This window comes from Streptomyces sp. NPDC002926 (genome assembly GCF_053591755.1).
Genome location: NZ_JBSFUK010000001.1, coordinates 272,718 through 298,385, shown reverse-complemented (window position 1 = coordinate 298,385; position 25,668 = coordinate 272,718). Strand labels below are relative to the sequence as shown.

The following is a 25,668-nucleotide window of genomic DNA, read 5'->3' as shown; positions in this document are numbered from 1 at the left end:
GCCGCTTATGACACCGACAGAGTGACAGACTGAGCCTGCTCATAAGCGCCGAGTCACCGAAGTGGGCGGATTATGAACAGAGAAAGTGCGTTGCCCTCCCCTCAGGCGGCGTCCCGGTTGCCTGCGGACTCTTCCCCGCCCTCCGCCGACGGCGGCTGGATCCGCGCCTCGGAGCTGCGCCCGCTGCTGACCGCGATGACGACCCTGCGCGACGGGGACTTTCATGTGCGGATGGCCGAGGTCCATGAGGGCGTGCCCGCCGAACTGGCGGCGATGTTCAACCAGATCGCCGTGCGCAACCAGCACTTCACGGACGAGCTGTCGCGGGTGCGCAGGGAGGTCGTACGGCACGGACGGCTCGACGACCGACTGTCGGCCAGCCCCGGCCAGGGCGCCTGGACGTCCGGTGTCATCAGTACGAACGCGCTGCTGGACGCCTTGGTGGTGCCCGCCGCGAACGCCACCCGCGTGCTGGACGCGGTGGCCGGCGGCGATCTGACCCAGCGGGTCGATCTGCACGACGGCAACCGTCAGTTGCGCGGCGATCTACGCCGCCTCGGCCGTGCGGTGAACAAGATGGTCGATCAGCTGTCGCTGTTCACCAGCGAGGTGACGCGGGTGGCCCGCGAGGTGGGCACGGAGGGCCGGCTCGGCGGACGCGCCAAGGTTCAGGGCCTTTCGGGCAGTTGGCGGGACGTCACCGAGGCGGTCAACACCATGGCCTCCCGGCTGACCGCGCAGGTGCGGGACATCGCCGCGGTGACCACGGCGGTGGCCCGCGGCGATCTGACCCGTACGGTCACGGTCGAGGCGACCGGCGAACTGCTTGAGCTGAAGCTCACCGTCAACACCATGGTCGACCAGCTCTCCGCCTTCGCCGACGAGGTCACCAGGGTCGCGCGCGAGGTGGGCACGGAGGGCCAGTTGGGTGGCCGCGCCCAGGTCCGCGGTGTGTCCGGGGTCTGGAAGGACCTCACGGACAACGTCAACTTCATGGCGTCCAACCTGACCAGCCAGGTCCGCAACATCGCGCAGGTCACCACCGCCGTCGCCAACGGCGACCTCTCCCAGAAGATCACCGTGGACGCCCAGGGCGAGATCCTGGAGCTGAAATCGACCATCAACACCATGGTCGACCAGCTCTCCGCCTTCGCCGACGAGGTCACCAGGGTCGCCCGCGAGGTCGGCACGGAAGGCAACCTCGGCGGCCGCGCCCAGGTCCGCGGCGTCTCCGGCGTCTGGAAGGACCTCACCGAGAACGTCAACTTCATGGCGGACAATCTCACTTCACAGGTCCGCAATATCGCGCTCGTGTCGACGGCCGTCGCCCAGGGCGACCTCGGCAAGAAGATCACGGTCGAGGCGAAGGGCGAGATCCTGGAGCTGAAATCGACCATCAACACCATGGTCGACCAGCTCTCCGCCTTCGCCGACGAGGTCACCAGGGTCGCCCGCGAGGTCGGCACGGAAGGCAACCTCGGCGGCCAGGCGCAGGTCCGCGGCGTCTCCGGCGTCTGGAAGGACCTCACGGACAACGTCAACTTCATGGCGTCCAACCTGACCAGCCAGGTCCGCAACATCGCGCAGGTCACCACCGCCGTCGCCAACGGCGACCTCTCCAAGAAGATCACTGTGGACGCGCGCGGCGAGATCCTGGAGCTGAAGGACACCGTCAATACGATGGTGGAACAGCTGCGCGCCTTCGCCGACGAGGTCACCAGGGTCGCCCGCGAGGTCGGCACCGACGGCCGGCTGGGCGGCCGCGCCCAGGTTCTCGGCGTCACCGGCCTGTGGAAGGACCTGACGGACAACGTCAACTACATGGCCGACAACCTCACTTCACAAGTGCGGAACATCGCTCAGGTGGCGACGGCCGTGGCGCAGGGCGACCTTTCCAAGAAGATCGACGTGGACGCGCGCGGCGAGATCCTGGAGCTCAAGACCACCATCAACACCATGGTGGACACGCTCTCCTCGTTCTCCTCCGAGGTCACCAGGGTGGCCCGCGAGGTCGGCTCCGAGGGCCAGCTCGGCGGCCAGGCGCGGGTCGAGGGCGTGTACGGCACCTGGAAGCGGCTGACGACGAACGTCAATGAGCTGGCGCTCAACCTCACCACCCAGGTCCGGGCCATCGCCGAGGTGGCGTCCGCCGTCGCCCAGGGCGACATGTCCCGTTCGATCACGGTCGAGACGCGCGGCGAGGTCTCCGAGCTGAAGGACAACATCAATCTGATGGTGTCCAACCTCCGCGAGACCACCCGGGCCAAGGACTGGCTGGAGTCCAATCTCGCCCGTCTCGCCGGTCTGATGCAGGGCCACCGCGATCTGATGGAGGTCGCCGACCTCATCCTGCGCGAGCTGACCCCGCTGGTGAACGCGCAGTACGGCGCGTTCTTCCTGGCCGACCCCGACGCCGACGGCGCTCCGTCCCACACCACGTCCACCACCAAGGGACTGGCGTTCATCGCAGGTTACGGCTCGGCCCAGTCGGCCACCATAGACACCACCGGGATGCCGGGCCACGGTCTGGTGCGCCAGGCGGCCCTGGAGAAGAAGCGGATCCTCCTCGAGGAAGCGCCGCCGGACTACATCAAGATCAACTCTGGTCTGGGTGAGGCGTCACCGGCCAGCGTCGTCATCATCCCGATCCTCTTCGAGGACAAACTGCTCGGCGTCATCGAACTGGCGTCCTTCTCCCGCTTCTCCGACGTCCACCTGGCCTTCTTCGACCAGTTCGTGAACACCATCGGCGTCGCGATCAACACCATCATCGCCAACTCCCGTACGGAGTCACTGCTCGGCGAGTCCCAGCGGCTCGCGGTCCAGCTCCAGGAGCGCTCCGACGAGCTCCAGCGCCAGCAGGGCGAACTGCAGCGCTCCAACGCCGAACTGGAGGAGAAGGCCGCACTGCTCGCGACCTCCTCGCAGTACAAGTCGGAGTTCCTGGCGAACATGTCGCACGAACTGCGCACGCCGCTGAACTCCCTCCTCATCCTGGCCCGGCTGCTCTCCGACAACCCGGACGGCCATCTCTCCGACCAGGAAGTGCAGTTCGCCACCACGATCCACCGCTCGGGCTCCGATCTGCTCCAGCTGATCAACGACATTCTGGACCTGTCGAAGATCGAGGCCGGCCGGATGGACGTACGCCCGAAGAAGCTGCCGCTGATCAAGGTGCTCGACTATGTCCACGCCACGTTCCGTCCGATCACCCTCGACCGCGGGCTGGCCTTCGAGGTCGCGGTCGGCGAGGACGTACCGCGCGAGATGTACTCCGACGAGCAGCGGCTCCAGCAGATTCTGCGCAACCTGCTCTCCAACGCCATCAAGTTCACCTCCTCCGGCCGCGTCGAACTGAGGGTGGAGAGAGTCAAGGACCCCGACGACAAGCTGCTCAAGGGGATCGACGACCTGATCGCCTTCGCCGTGGCCGACACCGGCATCGGTATCGCCCCGGAGAAGCTCCCGGTGATCTTCGAGGCGTTCCAGCAGGCCGACGGGACGACCAACCGCAAGTACGGCGGGACAGGCCTCGGCCTGTCCATCAGCCGGGAGATCGCGGGGCTGCTCGGCGGGCGCATCATCGCCGAGAGCGAGCCGGGCCGTGGATCCACCTTCACGCTGTACGTCCCCGTCCTGCACCCCGGCCATGCCGGCGGCGAGAGCGACGGCTCCCATGACGGCCACGACATCCATGGCATGCCGCTGGCCGCGCCCGAGCGGCACCACAGCGAGCCTGTGCCGCGCCCGGATTTGGAGGACGGCTGGCCCACGACGACCAAGCTGGAGGAGTGGAAGTCGGGCCGGGCGGGCCGGATCCTGCCGGGCCGCCGCGTCCTCATCGTCGACGACGACATCCGCAACGTCTTCGCGCTCACCCATGTGCTCGGCAGAGTGGGCATGCCAGTGCTCTACGCGGAGAACGGCCGGGAAGGCATCGAGACACTCGAGCGCAACCCCGACGTCGAACTGATCCTGATGGACATCATGATGCCCGAGATGGACGGGTACGAGACGATCGAGGCCATACGGCGCAGCCCGCTCTGGACCGACCTCCCGATCATCGCCCTCACCGCCAAGGCAATGCCGGGCGACCGCGAGAAGTCGATCGCGCAGGGCGCCAACGACTACGTGCCGAAGCCGGTCGACGTGGACCGTCTGCTGACCGTCGTCTGTTCCGTGCTGGATCCGGAGAGCGGAACGGCCGGGCCGGACAGTGCGCCTTCGGCCGAAGAACCTGCAATACCGGGGCAGCCGATCGGCGATGGGAAACCGACTGCCCCGCCGACGATCACGTGAGGCAGACACGATGAGCACAGAGGCACCCACCGCCGACCGCGCGAGCATCCTCCTGGTGGACGACATGGAGGACAATCTCGTGGCCCTCGAGGCAGTCCTGGGGTCCCTCAACGAACCGCTGGTCCGGGCTCGTTCGGGGGAAGAGGCGATGAAGGCGCTGCTGCGGCAGAAGTTCGCGGTGGTCCTGCTGGATGTGCGGATGCCCGGCATGGACGGCTTCGAGACAGCGTCCAACATCAAGCGGCTCGACCAGACGAAGGACGTCCCGATCATCTTCCTGACCGGGACGGATGCCGACAGTGGCTATGCCTTCCGCGGCTACGCCACCGGGGCGGCGGACTTCCTCACCAAACCGTTCGATCCCTGGGTGCTGCGCGCCAAGGTGAATGTCTTCCTCGAACTGCACCGCAAGAACCGCCAGTTGGAGCGGATGCTGGCACAGGAGCAGGAGCAGCTGGGCCAGATGTCGAAGCGGCTGAGTGCGATCGAGAGCGAGCTGGACAGGAGCGGCCCGAGCGACATACCGGAGGTGCGAATGCAGCTGACCCGGGTGGAGGAGATCCTGGGGGACCTGCGCCGCGGGCGGAGCCAGTAGCCCCGCCCGCAGCACATTCGGTCCTGCGGGCGGGCTCCCGCCCGTCGGCCGGTCCTGCGCCTCGCGCGGTTACGACTCGCGGGAGCCTGCGTACATGTCCTCGATGAGGTCCTTGTACTCGCGCTCGACGACCGGCCGCTTCAGCTTGAGGCTGGGCGTCAGCTCGCCGTGCTCGATGTCCAGGTCCCGCGGGAGCAGGCGGAACTTCTTGATCGTCTGCCAGCGCTGCAGCCCCTCGTTGAGCCGCTTCACATAGCCCTCGATGAGCTGCTCGGCCTCCTTGGTGGCGACCACCTCGGCGTACGGCTTGCCGTCCAGGCCGTTCTCCTTGGCCCAGCCGAGGATGGTCGGCTCGTCCAGCGCGATCAGCGCGGTGCAGAAATTACGGTCCGCGCCGTGCACCAGGATGTTGGAGACGAACGGGCACACCGCCTTGAACTGGCCCTCGACCTCGGCCGGCGCGATGTACTTGCCGCCGGAGGTCTTGATCAGGTCCTTCTTGCGGTCCGTGATGCGCAGGTAGCCGTCCTCGGACAGCTCCCCGATGTCACCGGTGTGGAACCAGCCGTCGGATTCGAGGACCTCGGCGGTCTTCTCGGGCAGGCGGTGGTAGCCCTCCATGATGCCGGGGCCGCGCAGCAGGATCTCGCCGTCGTCGGCGATACGCACCTCGGTGCCGGGCAGCGGCTTGCCGACGGTGCCCGTGCGGTACGCCTCGCCCGGGTTGACGAAGGACGCCGCGCTGGACTCCGTGAGGCCGTAGCCCTCGAGGATGTGGATCCCGGCGCCGGCGAAGAAGTAGCCGATGTCGGGCGCGAGCGCGGCCGAGCCGGAAACCGCAGCCCGCAGATTGCCGCCGAAGGCCTCGCGCAGCTTGGAGTAGACGAGCGCGTCGGCGACCTTGTGCTTGGCGGTGAGTCCGAAGGGCGCGGAGGCCGAGCCCGTACGGCGGAAGTTGTCCTGCGCGGCCTTGGCGTACTCGCGGGCGACCCCGGCCGCCCACTGGAAGATCTTGTACTTCGCGCCACCGCCGGCCCGCGCCTTGGCGGCGACTCCGTTGTAGACCTTCTCGAAGATGCGCGGCACGGCCGCCATGTACGTCGGCCGGACCACCGGCAGATTCTCGATGATCTTGTCGACCCGGCCGTCGACGGCGGTGACATGGCCGACCTCGATCTGCCCGGAGGTCAGCACCTTGCCGAAGACATGGGCGAGCGGCAGCCAGAGGTACTGCACGTCGTCCTTGCTGATCAGCCCGGTCGCGGCGGTCGCCTTGGCCATGTAGGACCAGTTGTCGTGCGGCAGCCGCACACCCTTGGGCCGGCCCGTGGTGCCGGAGGTGTAGATCAGGGTGGCCAGCTGGTCGGCCCTGATCGCATCGACCCGCTCCTTGACGGAGTCCGGGTGCTTGGCGAGGTAATCCGCGCCGCGGGCTTCCAGGTCGGCAAGCGAAAGCACCCAGCCCTCGGGGTCGCTCTCGTCCGGCTCCACGCCCTTCGCGTCGATGACCACGACGTGCTTCAGGTCCTGCAGCTCGGCCCGCCGTTCACGCGCCTTGGCCAGCTGGGAGGCATCCTCGGCGATCAGCACCCGGCTCTCGGAGTCGGAGAGGATGTACGCCGATTCCTCGGCGTTGGTGGACGGGTAGATCGTGGTGGTCGCACCGCCCGCGCACATCACGCCGAGGTCGGCGAGGATCCACTCGACCCGGGTGGAGGAGGCGAGCGCGACGCGCTCCTCCGGGCGTACCCCCAGGTCGATCAGTCCGGCCGCGATGGCGTAGACCCGCTCTGCGGCCTGCCCCCAGGTCAGGGCCTTCCAGTCGTCGGGCCCCTGACCGGTGGCGGGGACCACCGGATAGCGGTAGGCCTCGGCGTCCGGCGTAGCCGCCACGCGCTCGGTGAAGAGACTCGCCACCGAGGGCGGTCGGTTCTCGATCAAGGTCTTTGTGTCGCTCACGACGTCCTCCGGGCCTGCGGCAGCACTGCACGAGTGGCTGCTGTTTAACTGGCGAGTAACCATCGAGCCGTGCTCAGGGTAGAGCGCCCGGGACCTGCGCGTAAGGGGCTACGGGCTGCCGCTTGATAACGAACGGAACGCTCGGCCGGTGGCTGGAACCGCTGGTCGGTGTATCCCTCACCTATCGGGTGATGCGTCCACAGCCATACGAAAAGCGCCCGTCCGGACCCCGGCGGGCGCTTTTCGTACGGCTGCCGCGAGGGTGCGGCTACTTCTTTGCCTTGCCGCTGTCGTCGCTGGACAGCACGGCGATGAAGGCCTCCTGCGGCACCTCGACGCTGCCGACCATCTTCATCCGCTTCTTGCCTTCCTTCTGCTTCTCGAGCAGCTTCCGCTTACGGGAGATGTCACCGCCGTAGCACTTGGCGAGGACGTCCTTGCGGATGGCGCGGATGGTCTCGCGGGCGATGACGCGCGAGCCGATCGCGGCCTGGATGGGCACCTCGAAGGCCTGCCGCGGGATGAGCTCCCTCAGCTTGGCGACGAGCCTTACTCCGTACGCGTACGCCGCGTCCCGGTGCGTGATGGCGGAGAAGGCGTCGACCTTGTCGCCGTGCAGCAGGATGTCGACCTTGACGAGCTGGGCGGCCTGCTCGCCGGTGGGCTCGTAGTCGAGGGAGGCGTAGCCGCGCGTCTTGGACTTCAGCTGGTCGAAGAAGTCGAAGACGATCTCGGCGAGCGGGAGGGTGTAGCGGATCTCGACCCGGTCCTCGGAGAGGTAGTCCATGCCGAGCAGCGTGCCGCGGCGGGTCTGGCAGAGCTCCATGATCGAGCCGATGAACTCGCTCGGCGCGAGGATCGTGGCCCGCACGACCGGCTCGTGCACGTCGGAGATCTTGCCCTCGGGGAATTCGCTCGGGTTGGTGACGGTGTGCTCGGTGCCGTCCTCCATGACCACGCGGTAGACCACGTTCGGCGCGGTGGCGATCAGATCGAGGCCGAACTCACGCTCCAGTCGCTCGCGGATCACGTCCAGGTGGAGCAGGCCGAGGAAGCCCACACGGAAACCGAAACCGAGAGCGGCGGAGGTCTCCGGCTCGTAGACCAGCGCGGCGTCATTGAGCTGAAGCTTGTCGAGGGCGTCGCGCAGCTCGGGGTAGTCCGAGCCGTCCAGCGGATAGAGGCCGGAGAACACCATCGGCTTGGGGTCCTTGTAGCCACCGAGCGCCTCGGTGGCGCCCTTGCTCAGCGAGGTGATCGTGTCACCGACCTTGGACTGACGGACGTCCTTCACGCCGGTGATGATGTAGCCCACCTCGCCGACGCCGACGCCGTCGGCCGGGGTCATCTCCGGAGAGGAGACACCGATCTCCAGCAGCTCGTGGGTGGCGCCGGTGGACATCATCCTGATGCGCTCGCGCTTGTTGAGCTGCCCGTCGACGACTCGTACGTATGTCACCACACCGCGGTACGAGTCATAGACGGAGTCGAAGATCATCGCGCGGGCGGGTGCGTCGGCGACGCCGACCGGGGCCGGGACGTCGCGGACCACGCGGTCCAGCAGGGCCTCCACGCCGAGGCCGGTCTTGGCCGAGACCTTGAGGACGTCCTCCGGCTGGCAGCCGATGAGGTTGGCGAGCTCCTCGGAGAACTTCTCCGGCTGCGCGGCCGGCAGGTCGATCTTGTTGAGGACCGGGACGATCGTGAGGTCGTTCTCCATCGCCAGGTAGAGGTTGGCGAGAGTCTGCGCCTCGATACCCTGCGCCGCGTCGACCAGCAGGACGGTGCCCTCGCAGGCCGCGAGCGATCGGGAGACCTCATAGGTGAAGTCCACGTGGCCCGGGGTGTCGATCATGTTGAGGATGTGGGTCGTGTTGTGACCCTCGCCCTCGCTGGGTGCCCACGGCAGGCGGACCGCCTGGGACTTGATCGTGATGCCGCGCTCGCGCTCGATGTCCATGCGGTCGAGGTACTGAGCGCGCATCTGCCGCTGATCGACCACTCCGGTCAGCTGGAGCATCCGGTCGGCGAGCGTCGACTTGCCGTGGTCGATGTGCGCGATGATGCAGAAATTGCGGATCAGCGCCGGGTCGGTACGGCTCGGCTCGGGCACGTTGGTAGGAGTCGCGGGCACGCAGGGTCCTGATTCTTGAGACGCGGGGCGTCTCGTCTCGGGCGATGTCGGATCGATACGTAGCCTCCATCGTCCCACGGGAACGGGACTGCGCCCGGTTTGGGCCGGTGAAGGGGCGGCTGGTAACGTGGGCAGCTGTGTCTCGTGCCCTCTCTTGGGGCACCTCCCGTGCCCGAAGGGTTATGGGCGGAGGGACGCAAACTCAAAGATCATCGAACCTGAAAAGGCTCTTTCGTGGCGAACATCAAGTCCCAGATCAAGCGGAACAAGACGAACGAGAAGGCGCGCCTGCGCAACAAGGCCGTCAAGTCGTCAGTCAAGACCGCGATCCGCAAGGCCCGCGAGGCTGTCGCCACCGGCGACGTCGAGAAGGCCACTGTGGCCGTCCGTGAGGCGTCGCAGAAGCTCGACAAGGCAGTCTCCAAGGGTGTCATCCACAAGAACGCCGCCGCCAACAAGAAGTCGGCGCTGGCTATCAAGGTTGGCGCCCTCCAGGGCTGAGCTCTTGACCGATCGCCGGTAGGGACCCAGCGGGCCCTCTCTCCCGCTCCTTCCCGGCACCCCGCGCCGCACACCGAACGCGTTCGCCACGCGGGTGCGGCGCACAAAAGCTTGAACCATGAGGCCCCGGTGACCATCCTTCCCCAGGACGGTCACCGGGGCCTCCGGCTTGCCCGGCCGACGGTGGAGGCCTGCTTACCGCCCCTACCGCGCTTACCGCGCCCCTAGCGCCCCGACCGCGCCGCCTGCGCAATCGCCACGACGGCCTTCTCCAGCGCGTACTCCGGGTCGTCTCCGCCGCCCTTCACGCCCGCGTCCGCCTCCGCGACCGCACGCAGCGCCGCCGCGACCCCGTCCGGCGTCCAGCCGCGCATCTGCTGGCGGACCCGGTCGATCTTCCACGGCGGCATGCCCAGCTCACGGGCGAGGTCGGCGGGCCGCCCGCCGCGGGCCGAGGAGAGCTTGCCGATCGCCCGCACACCCTGCGCCAGCGCGCTCGTGATCAGGACCGGCGCGACCCCCGTCGACAGCGACCAGCGCAGGGCTTCCAACGCCTCCGCCGCCCGGCCCTCCACCGCACGGTCGGCGACATTGAAGCTGGAGGCCTCGGCGCGGCCGGTGTAGTACCGCCCGACGACCGCCTCGTCGATGGTGCCGTCGACGTCCGAGGTGAGCTGGGAGACCGCGCTGGCCAGCTCCCGCAGATCGCTGCCGACGGAGTCGACCAGGGCCTGACACGCCTCGGGCGTCGCGGACCTTCCCAGCGCACGGAACTCGGACCGTACGAAGGTGAGCCGCTCCGCCGGCTTTGTGGTCTTGGGGCAGGCGACCTCACGGGCGCCCGCCTTCCGCGCCGCGTCCAGCAGGCCCTTGCCCTTCGCGCCGCCGACGTGCAGCAGGACGAGGGTGATCTCCTCTGCCGGCGCGTCCAGATAGGCCTTGACGTCCTTGATCGTGTCGGCGGAGAGGTCCTGGGCGTTCCGCACGACGACGACCTTGCGCTCGGCGAAGAGCGAAGGGCTGGTCAACTCGGCGAGGGTGCCGGGCTGTAGCTGGTCGGAGGTGAGGTCGCGTACGTCCGTGTCGGCGTCGGCAGCGCGGGCCGCCGCCACCACCTGCTGCACGGCACGGTCGAGGAGCAGGTCCTCCTGGCCCACGGCGAGCGTGACGGGGGCGAGGAGGTCGTCGGTCGGGTTCTGGCCAGGTTTGCGGATCATCGCGATCCAGCATCCCACGGGGCACTGACACTCCTGTGCGTACCGGGATTCCCGTACGGGAGACGTACCGCAGAATGGACCGGTGATCGACTCGAGACATGTACTGGTGCTGCCCGACCGCGACGCCGCCGAGGAGGTGGCACTGGAGCTGGCGGGCCGCTTCGGAGTGGCCGATGAGCCCCAGCTCGTACGCGACGCGCTGGCCGGCGAGGACGACGCCGAGGACGCCCAGTGGCTGGTCGTCGTGGAGGACCCGAAGGCCCGCCTCGACCCCGCGGCGCTGGACGATTTCGCCGCGGAGTACGAGGGCTGGCTGGAGGCATAGGAGCGTGTTCGGGAAGTCCCGGCCCTATGGCCGTAGGACTTTGCGCACCCCCATTCGTCGAGGAAGGTCAGTCATGACCGCTCCCGGCTCAGACGGTTCAGGCCGCCCCCAGCGGTTCAGGCGGCCCCCGGTCCAGACGGTTCAGAAGGCGGGCGGGTCCGGCCCGCTGCCCCGGCCCCTGGGCACGGCCCGCAGGTCCCGGCCGCCTCCGGTGACTGCGATCGCCCCGTCCGTGTCCGTGCGCAGCACCACCGCTCCGCCGGTCCGGAGCGCGTCGACGGTAAGGGGCGACGGGTGACCGTAGAAGTTGTTCCGCCCGCAGGAGATCAGCGCCAGTCGCGGGCGCACGCTCCGTAACAGACCGGGGTGTTGGTGGGCGGAGCCGTGGTGGGCGACTTTGAGGACGTCGACCGGCGGGAGTACCGGGTGGGCCCGTAACAACCCTCGCTGGGCAGGGGGTTCGAGGTCGCCGAGGAGCAGGAGGGTCGGACCGCCGGCGATGCGCACCAGCAGCGTGACGCTCGCGTCGTTGGGACCGTCGGGCACGAGCGCGGAGGCTCGGGTCGAGCCGGGGCCGAGGGCTGCCCGGGGCCACAGCACCTGCCAGGCGAGCCGCCCGACCGCGCGCCGCTCCTCGGGTCCGGCGCGGATGACGGGCACCCCGGCCGCGGCCGCCGTCCTCCGTACGAACGCGCTCTGCTCCCGCGGCTCGTCGAACGTCGTCGTCTGGACCTCGCCGACGGCCCTACCTCTCAGCAGCCCGGGCAGCCCCCGGACATGGTCGGCATGGAAATGCGTCAGCAGGAGCAGCGGAATCCTGGTGATGCCCAGGTCCCGCAGACAGCGGTCGGCAAGCTCCGGATCGGGTCCCGCGTCCACGACCACGGCCGCGCCCTCGCCCGCCGCGAGCACGGTGGCGTCCCCCTGGCCGACATCGCACATCACGAACGTCCAGCCGGGCGGGGGCCAGCCGGTGACGACCCTGGTGAGCGGGGCCGGGCGCAGGACGGCGAGAAGGAGCACCAGGGCGCAGCCGACGGCTGCCCAGGGATGGCGCGACAGTCTGCGCGCGACCAGCACGACCAGTGCCGTGACGGCTGCCAACAGCAGCCCGCCGGGCCAGCCTCCCGGCCAGCTCGCCTGCGCCCCGGGCAGCGCCGCGCCGGTGCGGGCGACGGAGGCGATCCATCCGGCGGGCCACCCCGCGCAGCGGGCGAGCGTCTCCGCGAGCGGTATGGCCAGTGGCGTCGCGGCGAGGGCGGCAAAGCCGAGGACCGTGGCCGGGGCGACCGCCAGCTCGGCGACGAGGTTGCAGGGGATCGCCACCAGACTCACCCTGGCTGCGAAGACCGCCACCACGGGAGCGCACACAGCCTGGGCTGCGGCAGCGGCGGCCAGCATTTCGGCGAGCCGCGGCGGCACCCGTCGCCGTTGCAGCGCCGCGCTCAGGCAGGGGCCGATGGTGAGCAGGGCACCGGTGGCCAGCACGGAGAGCAGAAAGCCATAGCTGCGCGCCAGCCATGGGTCGTACAGGACGAGCAGCAGTACGGCGGTGGCCAGCGCGGGAATGAGCGATCGGCGGCGCCCGGTGGCGATGGCGAGAAGTGCGACGAGCCCGCACGCGACGGCCCGCAGCACGCTTGGCTCCGGACGGCACACGACCACGAAGGCGAGTGTGAGCACCCCGCCGATCAGCGCGGTCCCGCGCAGGGTGAGGCCCAACCTCGGCGCGAGGCCGCGCCGTTCGGCCAGCAGGGCGGTGCCCGGCGGCCCGATCAACAGGACGAGCACGATGGTCAGATTGCTCCCCGATACAGCGAGCAAGTGCGTGAGGTCGGTCGCCTCGAAGGCGTCGTGCAGGTCGGGCGGGATCCGGGAGGTGTCGCCGACGACGAGCCCGGGCAGCAGGGCGCGGGCGTCGGGGGCCAGGTCGGCTGTCGCCTCACGCAGTCCCGCTCGCAGGCTTCCTGCCGTCCGCTGGAGTGCCGTTGGCGGGCCGGTGATGCGCGGCGGGCCGCCGCCCTGCGCCCTCAGTACGGCGGCGAAACGGTCGTCCGCCTGCATCGGGGGCGCGAGCCGGCCTGACAGCCGCAGCCGGGTGGAAGGCAGCAGCCGCTGCCACTGGGTGCCTGACCCGGCGGACGCCCCGGACCCGCCGGAGTCACCCGGCTTGCCCGGCTTGCCCAACGGCGCGATCACCAGGACAGGCGTCCGGATCGCCGTGACCGCGCCGCCTGGAGCCGTCACCCGGGTCGCCTCACCGTCCAGCACGATCGATATGGCCGCCATATGGTCACCGCGGATTCGGGGGCGGGTGAGTCGCGGATCGGAGGTGACCGTCAACTCGACGGTGACGTAGGCGTACTGATCCGCCAAGCCGGGAAGCGGCCCTCTGCGCAGATCCGCGCCGTGCAGCCCCGCCGAAGCCGCTCCCGCGGCGGCACACAGCAACAACGCGGCCACGGCAGTGGCGTTGAGTCCACGCCCACGGACCGACGTGACCGCCCCTGCAGCACGGGCCACCGCCGGAGCCAGCAACAGGCCCGCCACGGCGAGGCATGCCGTCACACCCACCGCCGTCCACCACCCCCGCGCGCCCACCCCGAGGGCCGCCGCGGCCCAGGCGCCCAGCGCCGGCGGAACCAGGCGCAGATCGGCCGGGCCCTCCTGCCGCGGATCGGACGCCCCGAGCCGATGGCCCGACGCGGCATGAACCACCGGGCGCGTCGGGGCCGTCATAGCCGTACGAGGGACTGGAGGTCCGCGAACCGGCGGTCGCCGATCCCGTTGACCTCGTGGAGTTCGTCGACGGACCGGAAACCGCCGTGCTGCGTGCGGTAGTCGACGATGTGCTGTGCCAGTACGGGACCGACCCCCGGCAGGGTGTCGAGCTGTTCCACGGTCGCCGCGTTGAGGCTCACCGGCCCCGCGGCCTGCGCGCCGCGCGTGCCCGTGCCCGATCCGGTCACCAGGGGTCCTGGCGGCGCGGGTCCGCCCACCACCACCTGCTCGCCGTCCATGAGGACCCGTGCCTGGTTGATCCCGGACAGGTCCGTGCCGGCCCTGACGCCTCCGGCCGCTCGCAGTGCGTCGGTGACCCGGGATCCGGCGGGCAGCTGGAGCACCCCCGGGCGGCGCACCTTGCCGCTCACATCGACGACGATCCGCCCGCCGGGTCCGGTGTCGGACGGCGATGCCCCCGGCGAAGGCCGCGGCTCCGGTGAGGCCGCACTCTGCTGGACCAGCTCCGGGGCACGTACGGCCTGCGGCCGGCCCGCCCAGAAGTGCTGGGCCGCGAAGACCGCGGCGACCACGAGAACGACGCCCAGTGCGGCGAGAGTCCTGGGCTCGAGCCCGCACCTGAGCTGCACCCACATCGGCAACCGCTCCCGCAGCGCAAGCCCCGCCCACCGCCGGGCGTCCGCACCCGCAGCGGTGACCGTCCCGGCGCCGGTGCCCGCCCCGGTGCCGACGTCCCCGGCGTCCACCCGCGAACGCGCGCCGGCAGCGTCGAGTCCCGTGCCCGCACCGCGCGGAGCACCCTCGAACAGGGCATCCGCGCGGCTGCGCAGGGCCGCGGTCGAAGCGGCGGACAAGCGCCTGCCGCGCAATCGGCCCGGGTGGCGTAAGCCATGACTCGGGCCGCGGTCCGGGCGGCCGCGGTCCGGCCCGCGATCCGGGCCGCGGCTTGGTCCTGAGCCGCGGCCGTGACGGGCGCGGCTGTCCGAGGCCGGGGCGCGTCCCGGGCCACTGGTTGCGGAGCGTGATCGGAGAGCCATGCCACAGGACGGTAGGCACATCCGTCCGAGCCCGCTGAGCAGGCCCAATTTCCGTGGACAGCCGTCCCGTTGTGGATAACTCGCTCACCGGCAAAGGTGACAGCGGCGCACCGTCAGCGTGCTGCAGCGCCCCTCGCCGTCTCAGCGCGGCGAGACCACGGCCCCCAACAGCCCCGGCCCCGTGTGCGCCCCGATCACCGCACCCACCTCGCTGACATGCAGGTCGACCAGGCCGGGCACCCGGTCACGCAGCCGCTCCGCGAGCGCGGCGGCCCGCTCCGGCGCGGCCAGATGGTGCACCGCGATGTCCACCTGGCTCGAACCCGCCCGGTCGACGGCGATCTCCTCCAGCCTGGCGATCGCTTTCGACGCCGTGCGCACCTTCTCCAGCAGCTCGATCCGGCCGCCGTCCAGCTGCAGCAGCGGCTTGACCGCGAGCGCCGAACCCAGCAGCGCCTGCGCGGCCCCGATACGGCCGCCGCGGCGCAAGTAGTCCAGTGTGTCGACGTAGAAGTACGCGGACGTGCCCGCGGCCCGCTTCTCCGCGGCGGCCACCGCTTCGTCCAGCGTGCCGCTTGCCTCCGCCGCCTCCGCGGCCGCGAGCGCGCAGAATCCCAGGGCCATCGCGACCATGCCGGTGTCCACCACACGTACCGGCACCGGAGCGTCCTTGGCGGCCATCACCGCGGCGTCGTACGTCCCCGAGAACTCCGACGAGAGATGCAGCGACACGATCCCGGTCGCCCCGGCCTCCGCGCACCGCCGGTATGTCTCGGCGAACACTTCGGGGCTCGGCCTGGACGTGGTCACAGGCCGTCGCTTCTGCAATGCCAGCGCCAGCGAGCGTGCCGAGATCTCGGTGCCCTCCTCGAGCGCCTGATCACCGAGCACGACGGTCAGCGGCACTGCGGTGATGGCGTGCCGCTCCATCGTCGGCAGCGGCAGGTAGGCCGTTGAATCGGTGACGATAGCGACATGGCGGGACATGAGCGGGAGGTTACCCGTCGGGGCCGCCGGACGGCAGCCCGGCCCCTTGCCAATGCTCGCGTCGCCCCGGCCGGTGGATCAGTTCGTGGTCTCCGGACGGGCGTTCCTCTGCCAGGGATAGGAGGTCTGCTGCCTCGGATCGCGTGCCGTGATCGCCTGCGGCTGCTCGGCCACAGTGTGCCCGGGACCGGGCTCGGAGCGGGCCCCCGGCTCCGGCCGGGTCTGCTCGGACGCGACGCCATGGCCGGCCGCGCCACCGGCGGTCCGCCCCGCCTCCGGCCAGGACGCGGGCTCCGGCGCGGTGTCCGGTACATCCGGCACGTCCCGCAAATCGGCGCCCGGCACGCCCTCACCCGACCAGTGCCGCAGCGCCCCCGCCTCCACATCGATCTGCAGGCTCAGCGCATCCAGATCGTCGTCCGCGAACTTCCGCGCCCGGTCCCGCGCCGCCCAGCGCAGCGACTCGGCCGAGCGCGAGATGCGCTCCGTACGCTCGCGCAGCCCGGGCAGCAGTGAGGCCACCGTTGCCCGGTCCGGCTCGCGCTCCAGCCGCTTGAGCTCGTCGTCGAGCTCATGACCGTGCGCACTCAGCCGCCGGAACAGGGCCAGCGACTCGGACAGCGAGGCGTCCTCCGCCGCACCCGCGTGCAGCGCGTCCTGCGTCGCCCTCATCGACGTACGCAGCGACAACCGCAGCTGCGCCAGTTCACCGGCCACGCCGCCCTGCCCGAAGCTCTTCGCCCGCAGCGTGGTCTCCTCGACGGTGCGGCGTGCCTGCGTGACCGTGCGCTCCACACCCCGCTTCGCCGCACCGATCGCCTTCACGCTCACATACACCCCCAAAGCCACGAAGGCGACGAAAAGCAGCGCCAAAATCAGTATCGCGGCTTCCATGAGCGCCCCTCCGGCATCGGATGTTGTCCCTCCACCGTAAACGGAACGGGCAGGTTGGGGGTTCCACCGGAACCCCCAACCTGCCCGTAGGGGAAACCCCTGTGAGACCGGCCGAACCCTAGGCGGGCACGATGTTGACCAGCTTCGGCGCCCGCACGATCACCTTGCGGATGCCCGCGCCGCCCAGCGCCGAGACCACTGCCTCATCACTCAGTGCCAGCGCCTCCAGCTCCTCGTCCGAGATGGACGGGGGGACCTCCAGGCGCGCCTTCACCTTGCCCTTGATCTGCACGACGCACGTCACGGACTCGTCCACGACATAGGCCGGGTCGGCGACCGGGAAGTCCTGGTGCACGACCGAGTCGGTGTGCCCCAGCCTGTGCCACAGCTCCTCGGCGATGTGCGGGGCCAGCGGGGCGATCAGCAGCACCAGCCGCTCCGCCACGCTCCGTGACAGCGGGCCGCCCGTCTTCGTCAGATGGTTGTTCAGCTCGGTGATCTTGGCGATGGCGGTGTTGAAGCGCAGGGCCGCCAGGTCCTGACCGGCGCCGTCGATCGCCTTGTGCAGCGCGCGCAGGGTCGCCTCGTCGGGCTCGGTGTCGACGACGGTGACCTCACCCGTCGCCTCGTCGATGACATTGCGCCACAGCCGCTGCAGCAGGCGGTACTGGCCGACGACGGCCCGGGTGTCCCACGGCCGGGACACATCCAGCGGGCCCATGGCCATCTCGTACAGACGCAGTGTGTCCGCGCCGTACTCGCCACAGATCTCGTCCGGGGTGACGGCGTTCTTCAGGGATTTGCCCATCTTGCCCAGCTCGCGCTTGACGGGTTCGCCCTCGAAGTAGAACCTTCCGTCCCGCTCCTCGACCTCGGTGGCCGGCACCGGGAAGCCGCGGCTGTCCCGGTAGACGTACGCCTGGATCATGCCCTGGTTGTACAGCTTGTGGAACGGCTCGACCGAGGAGACGTGCCCCAGGTCGAACAGCACCTTGGACCAGAACCGCGCGTACAGCAGGTGCAGCACGGCGTGCTCGGCGCCGCCGACGTACAGGTCGACGCCGCCGTGCGGCTGGCCCTCCCGCGGGCCCATCCAGTACCGCTCGGTCTCGGGGTCGACCAGCTTCTCGCTGTTGTGCGGGTCCAGGTAGCGCAGTTCGTACCAGCACGAACCCGCCCAGTTGGGCATGGTGTTGGTCTCCCGGCGGTAGCGCTTGACGCCGTCGCCCAGATCCAGCTCCACATCGACCCAGTCCTCGTTGCGCGACAGCGGGGTCTCGGGCTGGGTGTCCGCGTCGTCCGGGTCGAACGTACGGGGGGAGTAGTCGTCGACCTCCGGCAGCTCCAGCGGCAGCATCGATTCGGGCAGCGCGTGCGCGATGCCGTCCTCGTCGTAGACGATCGGGAAGGGCTCGCCCCAGTAGCGCTGCCGGCTGAACAGCCAGTCGCGCAGCCGGAAGTTGACCGTCCCCTCACCGATGCCGCGCGCGGTCAGCCATTCGGTGATCCTGGCCTTGGCCTCGGCGACGCCCAGGCCGTTCAGCGAGATCCCCTCGTTGGCGGAGTTGATCGCCGGGCCCTGCCCGGTGAAGGCTTCGCCCTCCCAGCCCTCCGGCGGCTGGACGGTGCGGACGATGGGCAGTTCGAAGGCTTCCGCGAACTCCCAGTCGCGCTCGTCCTGTCCGGGCACGGCCATGATGGCGCCCGTGCCGTAGCCCATCAGGACGTAGTCGGCGACGAAGACCGGGATCCGCGCGCCGGTGACCGGGTTCAGCGCGTAGGCGCCGGTGAAGACACCGGTCTTGTCCTTGTGTTCCGTCTGCCGCTCGACGTCGCTCTTGGTCTGGGCCTGCTTGCGGTACGCGGCGACCGCCTCTGCGGGAGTGGCGGCACCGCCGGTCCAGGCCTCGTTGGTGTCCTGCGGCCACTCGCCCGGGACGATGGAGTCGATCAGCCCGTGTTCGGGGGCCAGCACCATGTAGGTGGCGCCGAACAGGGTGTCGGGGCGGGTGGTGAAAACCGTGATCCGCGTGCCGTCCTGGTCACCGGCCTGGAAGTCGACGCGCGCGCCCTCGCTGCGCCCGATCCAGTTGCGCTGCTGCAGCTTGATGGCCTCGGGCCAGTCCAGCGCGTCCAGATCGTCCAGCAGCCGGTCCGCGTAGGCGGTGATGCGCATGTTCCACTGGCGCAGCTTCGCCTTGAAGACGGGGAAGTTGCCACGCTCGGACCGGCCGTCCGAGGTGACCTCCTCGTTCGCCAGTACGGTGCCCAGCCCCGGGCACCAGTTGACGGGCGCGTCGGAGGCGTACGCCAGCCGGTAGCCGCCCAGCACGTCGGCGCGTTCGTTGGCGCTCAGCTCGCTCCACGCGCGCGCGGAGGGCACCGGACGCTCACCGCTCTCGAACTGGGCGACCAGCTCGTCGATCGGGCGGGCCCGCTGCGCGTCCTCGTCGTACCAGGAATTGAAGATCTGGACGAAGATCCACTGGGTCCACTTGTAGTAGTCCGGGTCGATCGTCGCGAACGACCGGCGCTTGTCGTGGCCCAGGCCCAGCCGCCGCAGCTGGACCTTCATGTTCTCGATGTTGGCTTCGGTGGACACCCGCGGATGCGTGCCGGTCTGCACGGCGTACTGCTCGGCCGGCAGGCCGAAGGCGTCGAAGCCCAGCGTGTGCAGGACGTTGTGGCCGGTCATGCGCTGATGGCGGGCGAAGACGTCGGTGGCGATGTAGCCCAGTGGGTGCCCGACGTGGAGGCCGGCACCGGAGGGATACGGGAACATGTCCATGACGAACTTCTTGGGCTTGGCCGCCAGGGCCGCGTCCTCCCCGGCCAGGTCACCGTTCGGGTTCGGCGCCTCGTACGTGCCCTCGGCGTCCCAGAAGTCCTGCCAGCGTGCCTCGATGTCGGCGGCCATGGCAGCCGTGTAGCGGTGCGCTGCGGCCACCTCTGCAGCGGCAGCGGAATTCGTCTCGCTCATGATCCTTAAAGCTCCATCGATCGTCTCTGCCAGCGGATTCGAAAACGAAAAAGCCCCTCGCACAGGAGGGGACGCCGCGCCGATTCCAACCGGATTTTTCATCCGTCGGGACTGATCAGCGCGGCTCGCTAAGCAGAAGGCGTACGGCACGCATGGCGTCAGGGTACCGCAGCGAGCGAACCGGTCGCATGAGAGCAACCGCCAAGCACCCTGAGCAGCCGCCGGGGCAGCCGCCGAGGCACCCCCGAGGGACCGCGAAGGCACCCGAGGCGACGCCGAAGGGCCGTCAGCGGACCTCGACGGGCTCCCGAAGGCTCCGGCCGCACCGTCGCGACGAACCCGCACCGAGCCCTCGTGTGCTACCGCACGCCCCCGGCGCACGCCCGAGCGACCCTCCGCGCAACACTCCAGCGCACACTGAAACTCGTCGGATCATGCCTCCGAGCCACTCAAGTTACTCCGCGTATCGCCCCTATCCAGGGCAACCCCAGAGTCAGTTGTCTGTGGTGCCGCTCTCTAAACACCGAAACCTCGTACCGTCCGGTATGGGTGGACCTAGCATGCATCAACGGGACCGTATTTCCCGCACCATTCGGAGTCGCCCCATGAAGCCTCATCGCAAGAGTCGTTCGTCACCCGCACCGAGCCCCGGACTGAGCCGCCCGGTGCAAGGCGGGCTGACCGTCGCGGCGTTCGTCCTCATACCCGTGCTCGCCATCGGCGGGAGCGACAGTTTTCGCGCCGCGCTCGACTTCACCACCGGGGTTCTGTCCCTGGTGTCCTTGACCGCTTCCGTCGCGTGGGGGCTCATCGCCACCGACCGGCTGCTGCTGTCCACGCGCCACCGCCTCCTCTCCCAGGCCATCCACCGGTCCACCGCGGTCGCCTCGCTCGGCTTCCTGCTGCTGCACGCCACCGTGAAGGTTTCGCTGGGGCATGTGGAACTGCTCGGCGCTCTCGTCCCGTTCGGACTCGGCGTCACCGGTACGTCCGGCCTGATCGGCTTCGGCTCGCTGGCCGGCTTCCTCATGGTGATCGCCGCCACTACGGGCGCGCTGCGCAGCGCCCTGGCCACCAACATCCGCGTCGCGGGCCGCTGGCGGCCGCTGCACATGCTGGCCTACCCGGCCTGGTGCTCCGCGCTGGTGCACGGTCTGTACACCGGCCGGCCGGCCGCGACCTGGGTCGTGACGATGTACTGCCTGTCACTCGCCGGCGTCGCCGCGGCCGTGTCCCTTCGGATGCTGCCGCAGCCGGTGAAGCGGCGTATCGCCGACAAGATCCTTTCCCTGATCGGCTCGGGCTCCGACAGGTCCGCGGCCGACGAGCGGCTGCGGCGCGATCTCGCCTCGTCGCCACTCCCCGGCGCCACGGGCCTGACCGGACCGGCCGGCCTGAACGAGATGAACGGCCGGGGCGCCATGAACGGCATCCCGTCGCAGCGCGCGTACGAGCAGGACTTCCTGCGCGAGCCTCCCCTCGGCCAGCCGCGCACACAGCCCCGGCGGCTCGAAGCCCCCGCTCCGCAGCTGTACGAGGTACCTATGGCACCGGAGCCGGAACCGACTCTCAGCAGTGGCACCGGACCCGGCCCCGGCATCTCCGCCGCCTACCGCGCGGTCTCCCTCGCCCCCGAGACGGCCCCGCTGGCCGAACGCGTGCCGATGACCGAGGAGATCCCCGTCGTCTCGGACTCGGGACCGCTGCCGGGCCAGTGGCCGACCCCGTCGCCGCCGCCGCCCGCGCAGGCAGTCCCGTCCGCGCCGCCGGTTCCGCCCGCGTACGAGCCCCCTCCCGCGTACGACGCGCCCCCGGCGTACGAACCAGCTCCCGCCTATGACACCCCTCTCGGGTACGCGGCGCCTTCCTCCTTCGACGCTTCCCCCTCGTACGACACCCCTCCGTACGAGCCCCCTCCCGCGTACGACACCCCGCCCGCCTACGACCCCTCCTCCCCGTACGAAGCACCTTCCTCCCCGTACGACACCAGCAACGCCAGGACGTACGACGACACGGCGCAAATGCCCGGGCCTCTCTTCCCGCCCCCGGCCGGGGAACCCTGGCACGCGCCCGCAGGAGATCGACCGTGAACACCCCCCTCCCCGATGTCCCCGAGGTTCGCGTCGTCGGCCTTCCCCAGCTGACGCAGGGGTTCGACCTTGTCGAGCGGCTCGACCTCCCCATGCATCTCAAGGTGCACGGCCCTCTCGAACCGATGACCGGCGAGCGGCTCGCGCAGCTCGCCGACGACATATCCCTGCGTGGCCGTGGCGGCGCAGGCTTTCCCTTCGGACAGAAGCTCCGCGCCGTAGCCAAGTCCGCCATCAGACGCGGGGTACGGCCCGTCGTCGTGGTGAACGGCAGCGAGGGCGAGCCCGCCTGCCGCAAGGACACCGTGCTGCTCAACCGCGCGCCCCATCTGATCCTGGACGGCGCCCTGATCGCCGCCGAAGCGCTCGGTGCGCGCACGCTGGTCATCGCGGTCACCCGCAACTCGACCGAGGTCTCCATCCGCGCCGCCCTGGCCGAGCGCGGACTCTCCGACCGGCGCGGGCAGCAGCTGCGCGCGCGGGTCGTACGCACCCCCGAGCGCATGGTCTCCGGCGAGGCCTCCTCCGTCATCCGGGCCGTGAACGGCGGCCCCGCGCTGCCGCCCGGCCGCCGTGAGCGCGCCTCCGACACCGGCGTCGGCGGTGCTCCGACCCTGCTGTCCAACGCCGAGACGTTCGCGCAGCTCGCCGTCGGCGCCCGTATCGGCGCCCGCCGCTACAGCCACACCGGCCTGGAGACCGAGCCCGGCACCGTCATGCTGACGATCTCCGGGGCGGTCGCGCGCCCGATGGTCGTCGAGGTCCCCACGGGCGTGCCGCTGCGGTACGTACTGCAGCTCGCGGGCGCCCCGCCGCTCCCCCAGGGCGTGCTCACCGGCGGCTACCACGGCAACTGGATCGACGCGATGGCCGTCAACGAAGCGCTCGTCTCGCGCGAATCGCTGGCCTCCCTGGGCGGCGCGCTGGGGGCCGGCGCGATCCTGCCGATCGGCCCCGAGACCTGCCCGCTGGGCGAGGCCCTGCGGGTGGCCAACTGGCTCGCCGCCGAGACGGCCGGCCAGTGCGGTCCCTGCAAGCTCGGCCTGCCCGCGGCGGCCGGCGGCCTGTCCGACGTCATGAACGGCGGCGGCCCGGCCGCCCTGGAGGCGCTGCGCGAGGTGACCCAGGCCGTGAAGGGCCGGGGCGCGTGCAAGCACCCCGACGGCTCGGCGCGCTTCTTCGCCTCGACCCTGTCCGCCTTCACGGACGACCTCGCCGCCCATGTGCTCCACGGCGGCTGCGGACGCGAGACGACCGGCGTGCTGCCGCTGCCGCTGCCCGGTTATGAGGAGGCGGAAGAGTCGATTCCGAGCGGTGAGAAGGTCTTCATCGACTGGACGCTCTGCCAGGGCCACGGGCTCTGCGCCGACATCATCCCGGAGCTGATCAGGCTGAACCCCGACGGCTTCCCGTCGGTGGCCGACGCGGTCGTTCCCATGCACCTCAAGGGAGCCACACAGCGCGCCGTGCGCCGCTGTCCCGCACTGGCGATGCGTATCGAACAGATGCCGTCCGAGCGGGGCGGCCCCGCGCCCTCGGGCCGTCGGGAGCTGCCCAGCAGCAACCGCAAGGCCCTTGGCAGCGGCCGGGGTTGACGGACACACGCAGAAGCGGGCCACCCGATCCGGGTGGCCCGCTTCTGTGTGTCCACTGCTTCTGTGGAGCTAAGGAGAATTGAACTCCTGACCTCCTGCATGCCATGCAGGCGCTCTACCAACTGAGCTATAGCCCCTTGCGATGTGCCGCCTTGATCAAGGTTTCCCCCGCGGCGACGTCGACAACATTAACGGTCTCCCCGGTGCATCGCCAAATCGTTTCCGGTCTGTGCGGACAAGGCCGGTGGTCCGCGGCTGCGGCCGCGACTACGACTGCGACGAAACTCACAGCCGCAGCCGTGCCGCTCATGCTGTGGCGAACGAATAGAACCGCTTCAACGTGCAGTGCTCGTCGAGGAGACGGCCGTAGATCGGCTCCCCCTCGAGCTCTCGGTAGGTCTCGATGGGGTCGCCTTTTATGATCAGCGCCCGCGCGCACTCCTCGCACCAGTACTGGTACTCGGGATTGACCGGATCCATGTCCCGAACGATCGGCGTACCACCGCCGCACCAGTCGCATTTCCGCCTGTGTGCACCCATCACTCAGCTCCAGCTGTGGCCGCAGGCCGTGCACACGTAGGAAACCCCGCCATTGTCGCCGAGGACTTGGGCGACATGCGCTGATCCGCAGGACGGGCAGCTGAGACGAGCACGTACCTCCGCCGCGGCAAGCAGGTCATCGGCCTCCTCGCTCGCGCTGGCGGACATCGTGCTCTCCCTCCCGTCCTGGCCGGTGTCCCCTCCGGCCGTCCGATTCTGCCATGACCACGCAAGAGGGTCAGCGGCGTTTGGGTACGAGACCGGCCACCGCGCCAAAGATCGACGCGGCTGCGAGCGCCAGCGCACTCACCCACAGCGCATGGGCGGACCCCTGCGCCCCGGGAACTGTCTGCCGATTCAGGAAGAGTGTGCCGAATGCGGCGACGCCGATCACCTGGCCGAGCTGGGTGACGGTCACGAGCAGACCGCTGGCATCGGCCGCGTCCTCCTGGCGTACGGTCGCCAGCGCGCCGGTCAGCGTGGGGCTGTAGGCGAGCGCGAGACCGGCGCCCACGGCCACGAATGCGAGATACAGCCACGGGCCGCCGTCGCCACCGTCGCGCAGCACCACGCCTACCGCGGCGGACGCCAGACCGGTCAGTACGAACCCGCCAGGGACCAGCACCTTTTGCAGGCCGGCGGGCCAGCGCCGCCAGGTCAGCCCGACCGCTCCGAAGACCACGGCGGTCGGCGCGAACATCAGCCCGGCGCGCAGCGCACTGTGGCCGAGACCACCCTGGACATGAAGGGTGAGCGTGAAGAGGAAGCCCGCGTTCACCGCCATCACCAGAGTGATCCGCAACACCGCGCGGCCCATACCCGGGATACCCAGCACACGCGGCGCGATCAGCGGGGCGCCGCCGCGTCGGGCCAGCCCCGACTCGTACGCCAGAAAAAGGCCGAAGAACACCGCCGACGCCGCGATCGAGAGCCAGGACCAGACGGGCCAGTCCTGCTCCTGCCCGAGCACCAGCGGCACGGTGAACAGCGACACCGCGGCGGCGAGCAGCACCAGACCGGGCAGATCGAGTCCGCGACCGCGCTCGGGCTCCTCGCGCCGGTCCTTCGGCAGCACTCGCGCACCCAGCACCAGCAGAGCGAGGCCGATCGGGACGTTCACCAGGAAGACCGGGCGCCAGCTCGCACCGAAGAGGTCCGCGCTGACCAGCACACCGCCCACGACCTGCCCGGCGGCGGCCCCGGTGGCGAGGACCGCGGAGTAGGCGCCGAGCGCCCGCACCCGCCCCTCGCCGGTGAAGTGCCGCTGGATCAGGCTGAGTACCTGCGGTATCAGAAGCGCCGCGCCCGCACCCTGGACCAGCCGGAAGGCGATCAACTGGCCGGTGCCCGCGGCGAGTCCGCAGGCGAGCGAGGCGGCGGTGAAGAGCAACAGACCGCCCAGGTAGGCCCGTCGGTGTCCGAGCAGATCGCCGAGCCGGGCGCCGGTGATCAGCAGGACGGCGTACGAAATGGTGTAACCGGCGATGACCAGCTGCAACCCGGCGCCGGACGCGCCGAGTTCGCTGCGGATGGTGGGGGCCGCGACATTGACGATGAAGGTGTCGAGGAGCGCCATGAACTGCGCGGCGAGCACGATCGCGAGCAGCAGTCGTGGTCCGTTGTCAGTGCCGGGGGCTTTACTGAGCAGTGGAGTTTCCGCAGAGGTCGTCGTCATGGCTTCGAGCCTGACGGCGTTCCGGTACGGGTAACGAGAGCCCGCCGATGCTGGTACTGACAGCACCTGGCAAGGACGGGCCACTGACTCGACCATGG

General features: G+C 70.0%; 16 protein-coding genes and 1 tRNA gene. 6 read left to right on the top strand and 11 right to left on the bottom strand.

The features are described 5' to 3' along the window. Positions 1 to 195 precede the first annotated feature (195 nt). Positions 196 to 4,299 carry a HAMP domain-containing protein gene (locus ACWDZ6_RS01235; protein WP_451501456.1) on the top strand — a complete coding sequence of 1,368 codons (4,104 nt, stop codon included), beginning with the start codon at positions 196 to 198 and terminating at the stop codon, positions 4,297 to 4,299. Positions 4,300 to 4,309: 10 nt separating this feature from the next. Beyond that, the gene (locus ACWDZ6_RS01230) at positions 4,310 to 4,894 is read left to right on the top strand and encodes a response regulator (RefSeq protein ID WP_451501175.1); all 585 of its coding nucleotides are present in this window, start codon (positions 4,310 to 4,312) and stop codon (positions 4,892 to 4,894) included. Positions 4,895 to 4,963: 69 nt separating this feature from the next. Here the strand turns inward: ACWDZ6_RS01230 and ACWDZ6_RS01225 are convergent, their stop codons facing one another. After that, entirely contained in the window at positions 4,964 to 6,853 is a 1,890-nt protein-coding gene (locus ACWDZ6_RS01225; RefSeq protein WP_451501174.1) for an AMP-dependent synthetase/ligase, read from the bottom strand. Positions 6,854 to 7,121: 268 nt separating this feature from the next. Next, positions 7,122 to 8,987, bottom strand: coding sequence for a translation elongation factor 4 (lepA, locus tag ACWDZ6_RS01220; protein ID WP_366730612.1), 1,866 nt, complete (start codon positions 8,985 to 8,987; stop codon positions 7,122 to 7,124). Positions 8,988 to 9,221: 234 nt separating this feature from the next. Here lepA and rpsT point away from each other — a divergent pair, with 234 nt between their 5' ends. After that, positions 9,222 to 9,488: a 30S ribosomal protein S20 gene (rpsT, locus tag ACWDZ6_RS01215; protein ID WP_366730613.1), complete on the top strand. Its 267-nt coding sequence runs from the start codon at positions 9,222 to 9,224 to the stop codon at positions 9,486 to 9,488. 224 nt (positions 9,489 to 9,712) lie between these two features. Here rpsT and holA read toward each other — a convergent pair whose 3' ends face one another. Beyond that, on the bottom strand, positions 9,713 to 10,705 hold the full coding sequence (gene holA / locus ACWDZ6_RS01210) for a DNA polymerase III subunit delta (RefSeq protein WP_326649856.1): 993 nt from the start codon (positions 10,703 to 10,705) through the stop codon (positions 9,713 to 9,715). A gap of 82 nt (positions 10,706 to 10,787) precedes the next feature. On the opposite strand from holA, the gene ACWDZ6_RS01205 reads away from it, so the two are divergent. After that, on the top strand, positions 10,788 to 11,030 hold the full coding sequence (locus ACWDZ6_RS01205; RefSeq protein WP_451501173.1) for a hypothetical protein: 243 nt from the start codon (positions 10,788 to 10,790) through the stop codon (positions 11,028 to 11,030). 141 nt (positions 11,031 to 11,171) lie between these two features. On the opposite strand, the gene ACWDZ6_RS01200 is transcribed toward ACWDZ6_RS01205, so the two are convergent. The 5 genes from ACWDZ6_RS01200 to leuS all read right to left on the bottom strand — a co-directional run bounded on the left by ACWDZ6_RS01200 (position 11,172) and on the right by leuS (position 19,670). Further along, entirely contained in the window at positions 11,172 to 13,769 is a 2,598-nt protein-coding gene (locus tag ACWDZ6_RS01200; RefSeq protein ID WP_451501172.1) for a ComEC/Rec2 family competence protein, read from the bottom strand. After that, positions 13,766 to 14,626 (bottom strand): helix-hairpin-helix domain-containing protein, encoded by an 861-nt coding sequence (locus tag ACWDZ6_RS01195; RefSeq protein ID WP_451501171.1) that lies wholly within the window; start codon positions 14,624 to 14,626, stop codon positions 13,766 to 13,768. Before ACWDZ6_RS01195 ends, ACWDZ6_RS01200 begins: the two co-directional genes overlap by 4 nt. A 324-nt stretch (positions 14,627 to 14,950) precedes the next feature. Further along, the gene (locus ACWDZ6_RS01190; RefSeq protein WP_366730618.1) at positions 14,951 to 15,796 is read right to left on the bottom strand and encodes a DegV family protein; all 846 of its coding nucleotides are present in this window, start codon (positions 15,794 to 15,796) and stop codon (positions 14,951 to 14,953) included. A 78-nt stretch (positions 15,797 to 15,874) separates the two neighbouring features. Then, positions 15,875 to 16,690, bottom strand: a complete 816-nt coding sequence (locus ACWDZ6_RS01185; RefSeq protein ID WP_451501170.1) for a hypothetical protein — start codon at positions 16,688 to 16,690, stop codon at positions 15,875 to 15,877. Between the two features lie 118 nt (positions 16,691 to 16,808). Then, complete coding sequence (leuS, locus tag ACWDZ6_RS01180; protein ID WP_451501169.1) at positions 16,809 to 19,670, bottom strand: leucine--tRNA ligase; 2,862 nt, start codon at positions 19,668 to 19,670, stop codon at positions 16,809 to 16,811. A 605-nt stretch (positions 19,671 to 20,275) separates the two neighbouring features. On the opposite strand from leuS, the gene ACWDZ6_RS01175 reads away from it, so the two are divergent. Next, on the top strand, positions 20,276 to 21,760 hold the full coding sequence (locus ACWDZ6_RS01175; RefSeq protein WP_451501168.1) for a hypothetical protein: 1,485 nt from the start codon (positions 20,276 to 20,278) through the stop codon (positions 21,758 to 21,760). Next, on the top strand, positions 21,757 to 23,355 hold the full coding sequence (locus ACWDZ6_RS01170) for a ferredoxin (protein ID WP_451501167.1): 1,599 nt from the start codon (positions 21,757 to 21,759) through the stop codon (positions 23,353 to 23,355). Before ACWDZ6_RS01175 ends, ACWDZ6_RS01170 begins: the two co-directional genes overlap by 4 nt. Positions 23,356 to 23,419: 64 nt before the next feature. On the opposite strand, the gene ACWDZ6_RS01165 is transcribed toward ACWDZ6_RS01170, so the two are convergent. The 3 genes from ACWDZ6_RS01165 to ACWDZ6_RS01155 all read right to left on the bottom strand — a co-directional run bounded on the left by ACWDZ6_RS01165 (position 23,420) and on the right by ACWDZ6_RS01155 (position 25,570). Further along, positions 23,420 to 23,492 (bottom strand) — tRNA-Ala (locus tag ACWDZ6_RS01165). A gap of 169 nt (positions 23,493 to 23,661) precedes the next feature. Beyond that, on the bottom strand, positions 23,662 to 23,895 hold the full coding sequence (locus ACWDZ6_RS01160) for a hypothetical protein (protein ID WP_147986417.1): 234 nt from the start codon (positions 23,893 to 23,895) through the stop codon (positions 23,662 to 23,664). Between the two features lie 238 nt (positions 23,896 to 24,133). After that, entirely contained in the window at positions 24,134 to 25,570 is a 1,437-nt protein-coding gene (locus ACWDZ6_RS01155) for an MFS transporter (protein ID WP_451501166.1), read from the bottom strand. Positions 25,571 to 25,668 lie beyond the last annotated feature (98 nt).

What these genes read in the sequence shown, in the direction of transcription:
- ACWDZ6_RS01235 (WP_451501456.1), top strand. Translation starts at nt 196, where the DNA reads ATGACGACCCTGCGCGACGGGGACTTTCATGTGCGGATGGCCGAGGTC.
- ACWDZ6_RS01230 (WP_451501175.1), top strand. Translation starts at nt 4,310, where the DNA reads ATGAGCACAGAGGCACCCACCGCCGACCGCGCGAGCATCCTCCTGGTG.
- holA (WP_326649856.1), bottom strand. Translation starts at nt 10,705, where the DNA reads ATGATCCGCAAACCTGGCCAGAACCCGACCGACGACCTCCTCGCCCCC.
- ACWDZ6_RS01200 (WP_451501172.1), bottom strand. Translation starts at nt 13,769, where the DNA reads ATGACGGCCCCGACGCGCCCGGTGGTTCATGCCGCGTCGGGCCATCGG.
- ACWDZ6_RS01190 (WP_366730618.1), bottom strand. Translation starts at nt 15,796, where the DNA reads ATGTCCCGCCATGTCGCTATCGTCACCGATTCAACGGCCTACCTGCCG.
- ACWDZ6_RS01185 (WP_451501170.1), bottom strand. Translation starts at nt 16,690, where the DNA reads ATGGAAGCCGCGATACTGATTTTGGCGCTGCTTTTCGTCGCCTTCGTG.
- leuS (WP_451501169.1), bottom strand. Translation starts at nt 19,670, where the DNA reads ATGAGCGAGACGAATTCCGCTGCCGCTGCAGAGGTGGCCGCAGCGCAC.
- ACWDZ6_RS01175 (WP_451501168.1), top strand. Translation starts at nt 20,276, where the DNA reads ATGAAGCCTCATCGCAAGAGTCGTTCGTCACCCGCACCGAGCCCCGGA.
- ACWDZ6_RS01160 (WP_147986417.1), bottom strand. Translation starts at nt 23,895, where the DNA reads ATGGGTGCACACAGGCGGAAATGCGACTGGTGCGGCGGTGGTACGCCG.
- ACWDZ6_RS01155 (WP_451501166.1), bottom strand. Translation starts at nt 25,570, where the DNA reads ATGACGACGACCTCTGCGGAAACTCCACTGCTCAGTAAAGCCCCCGGC.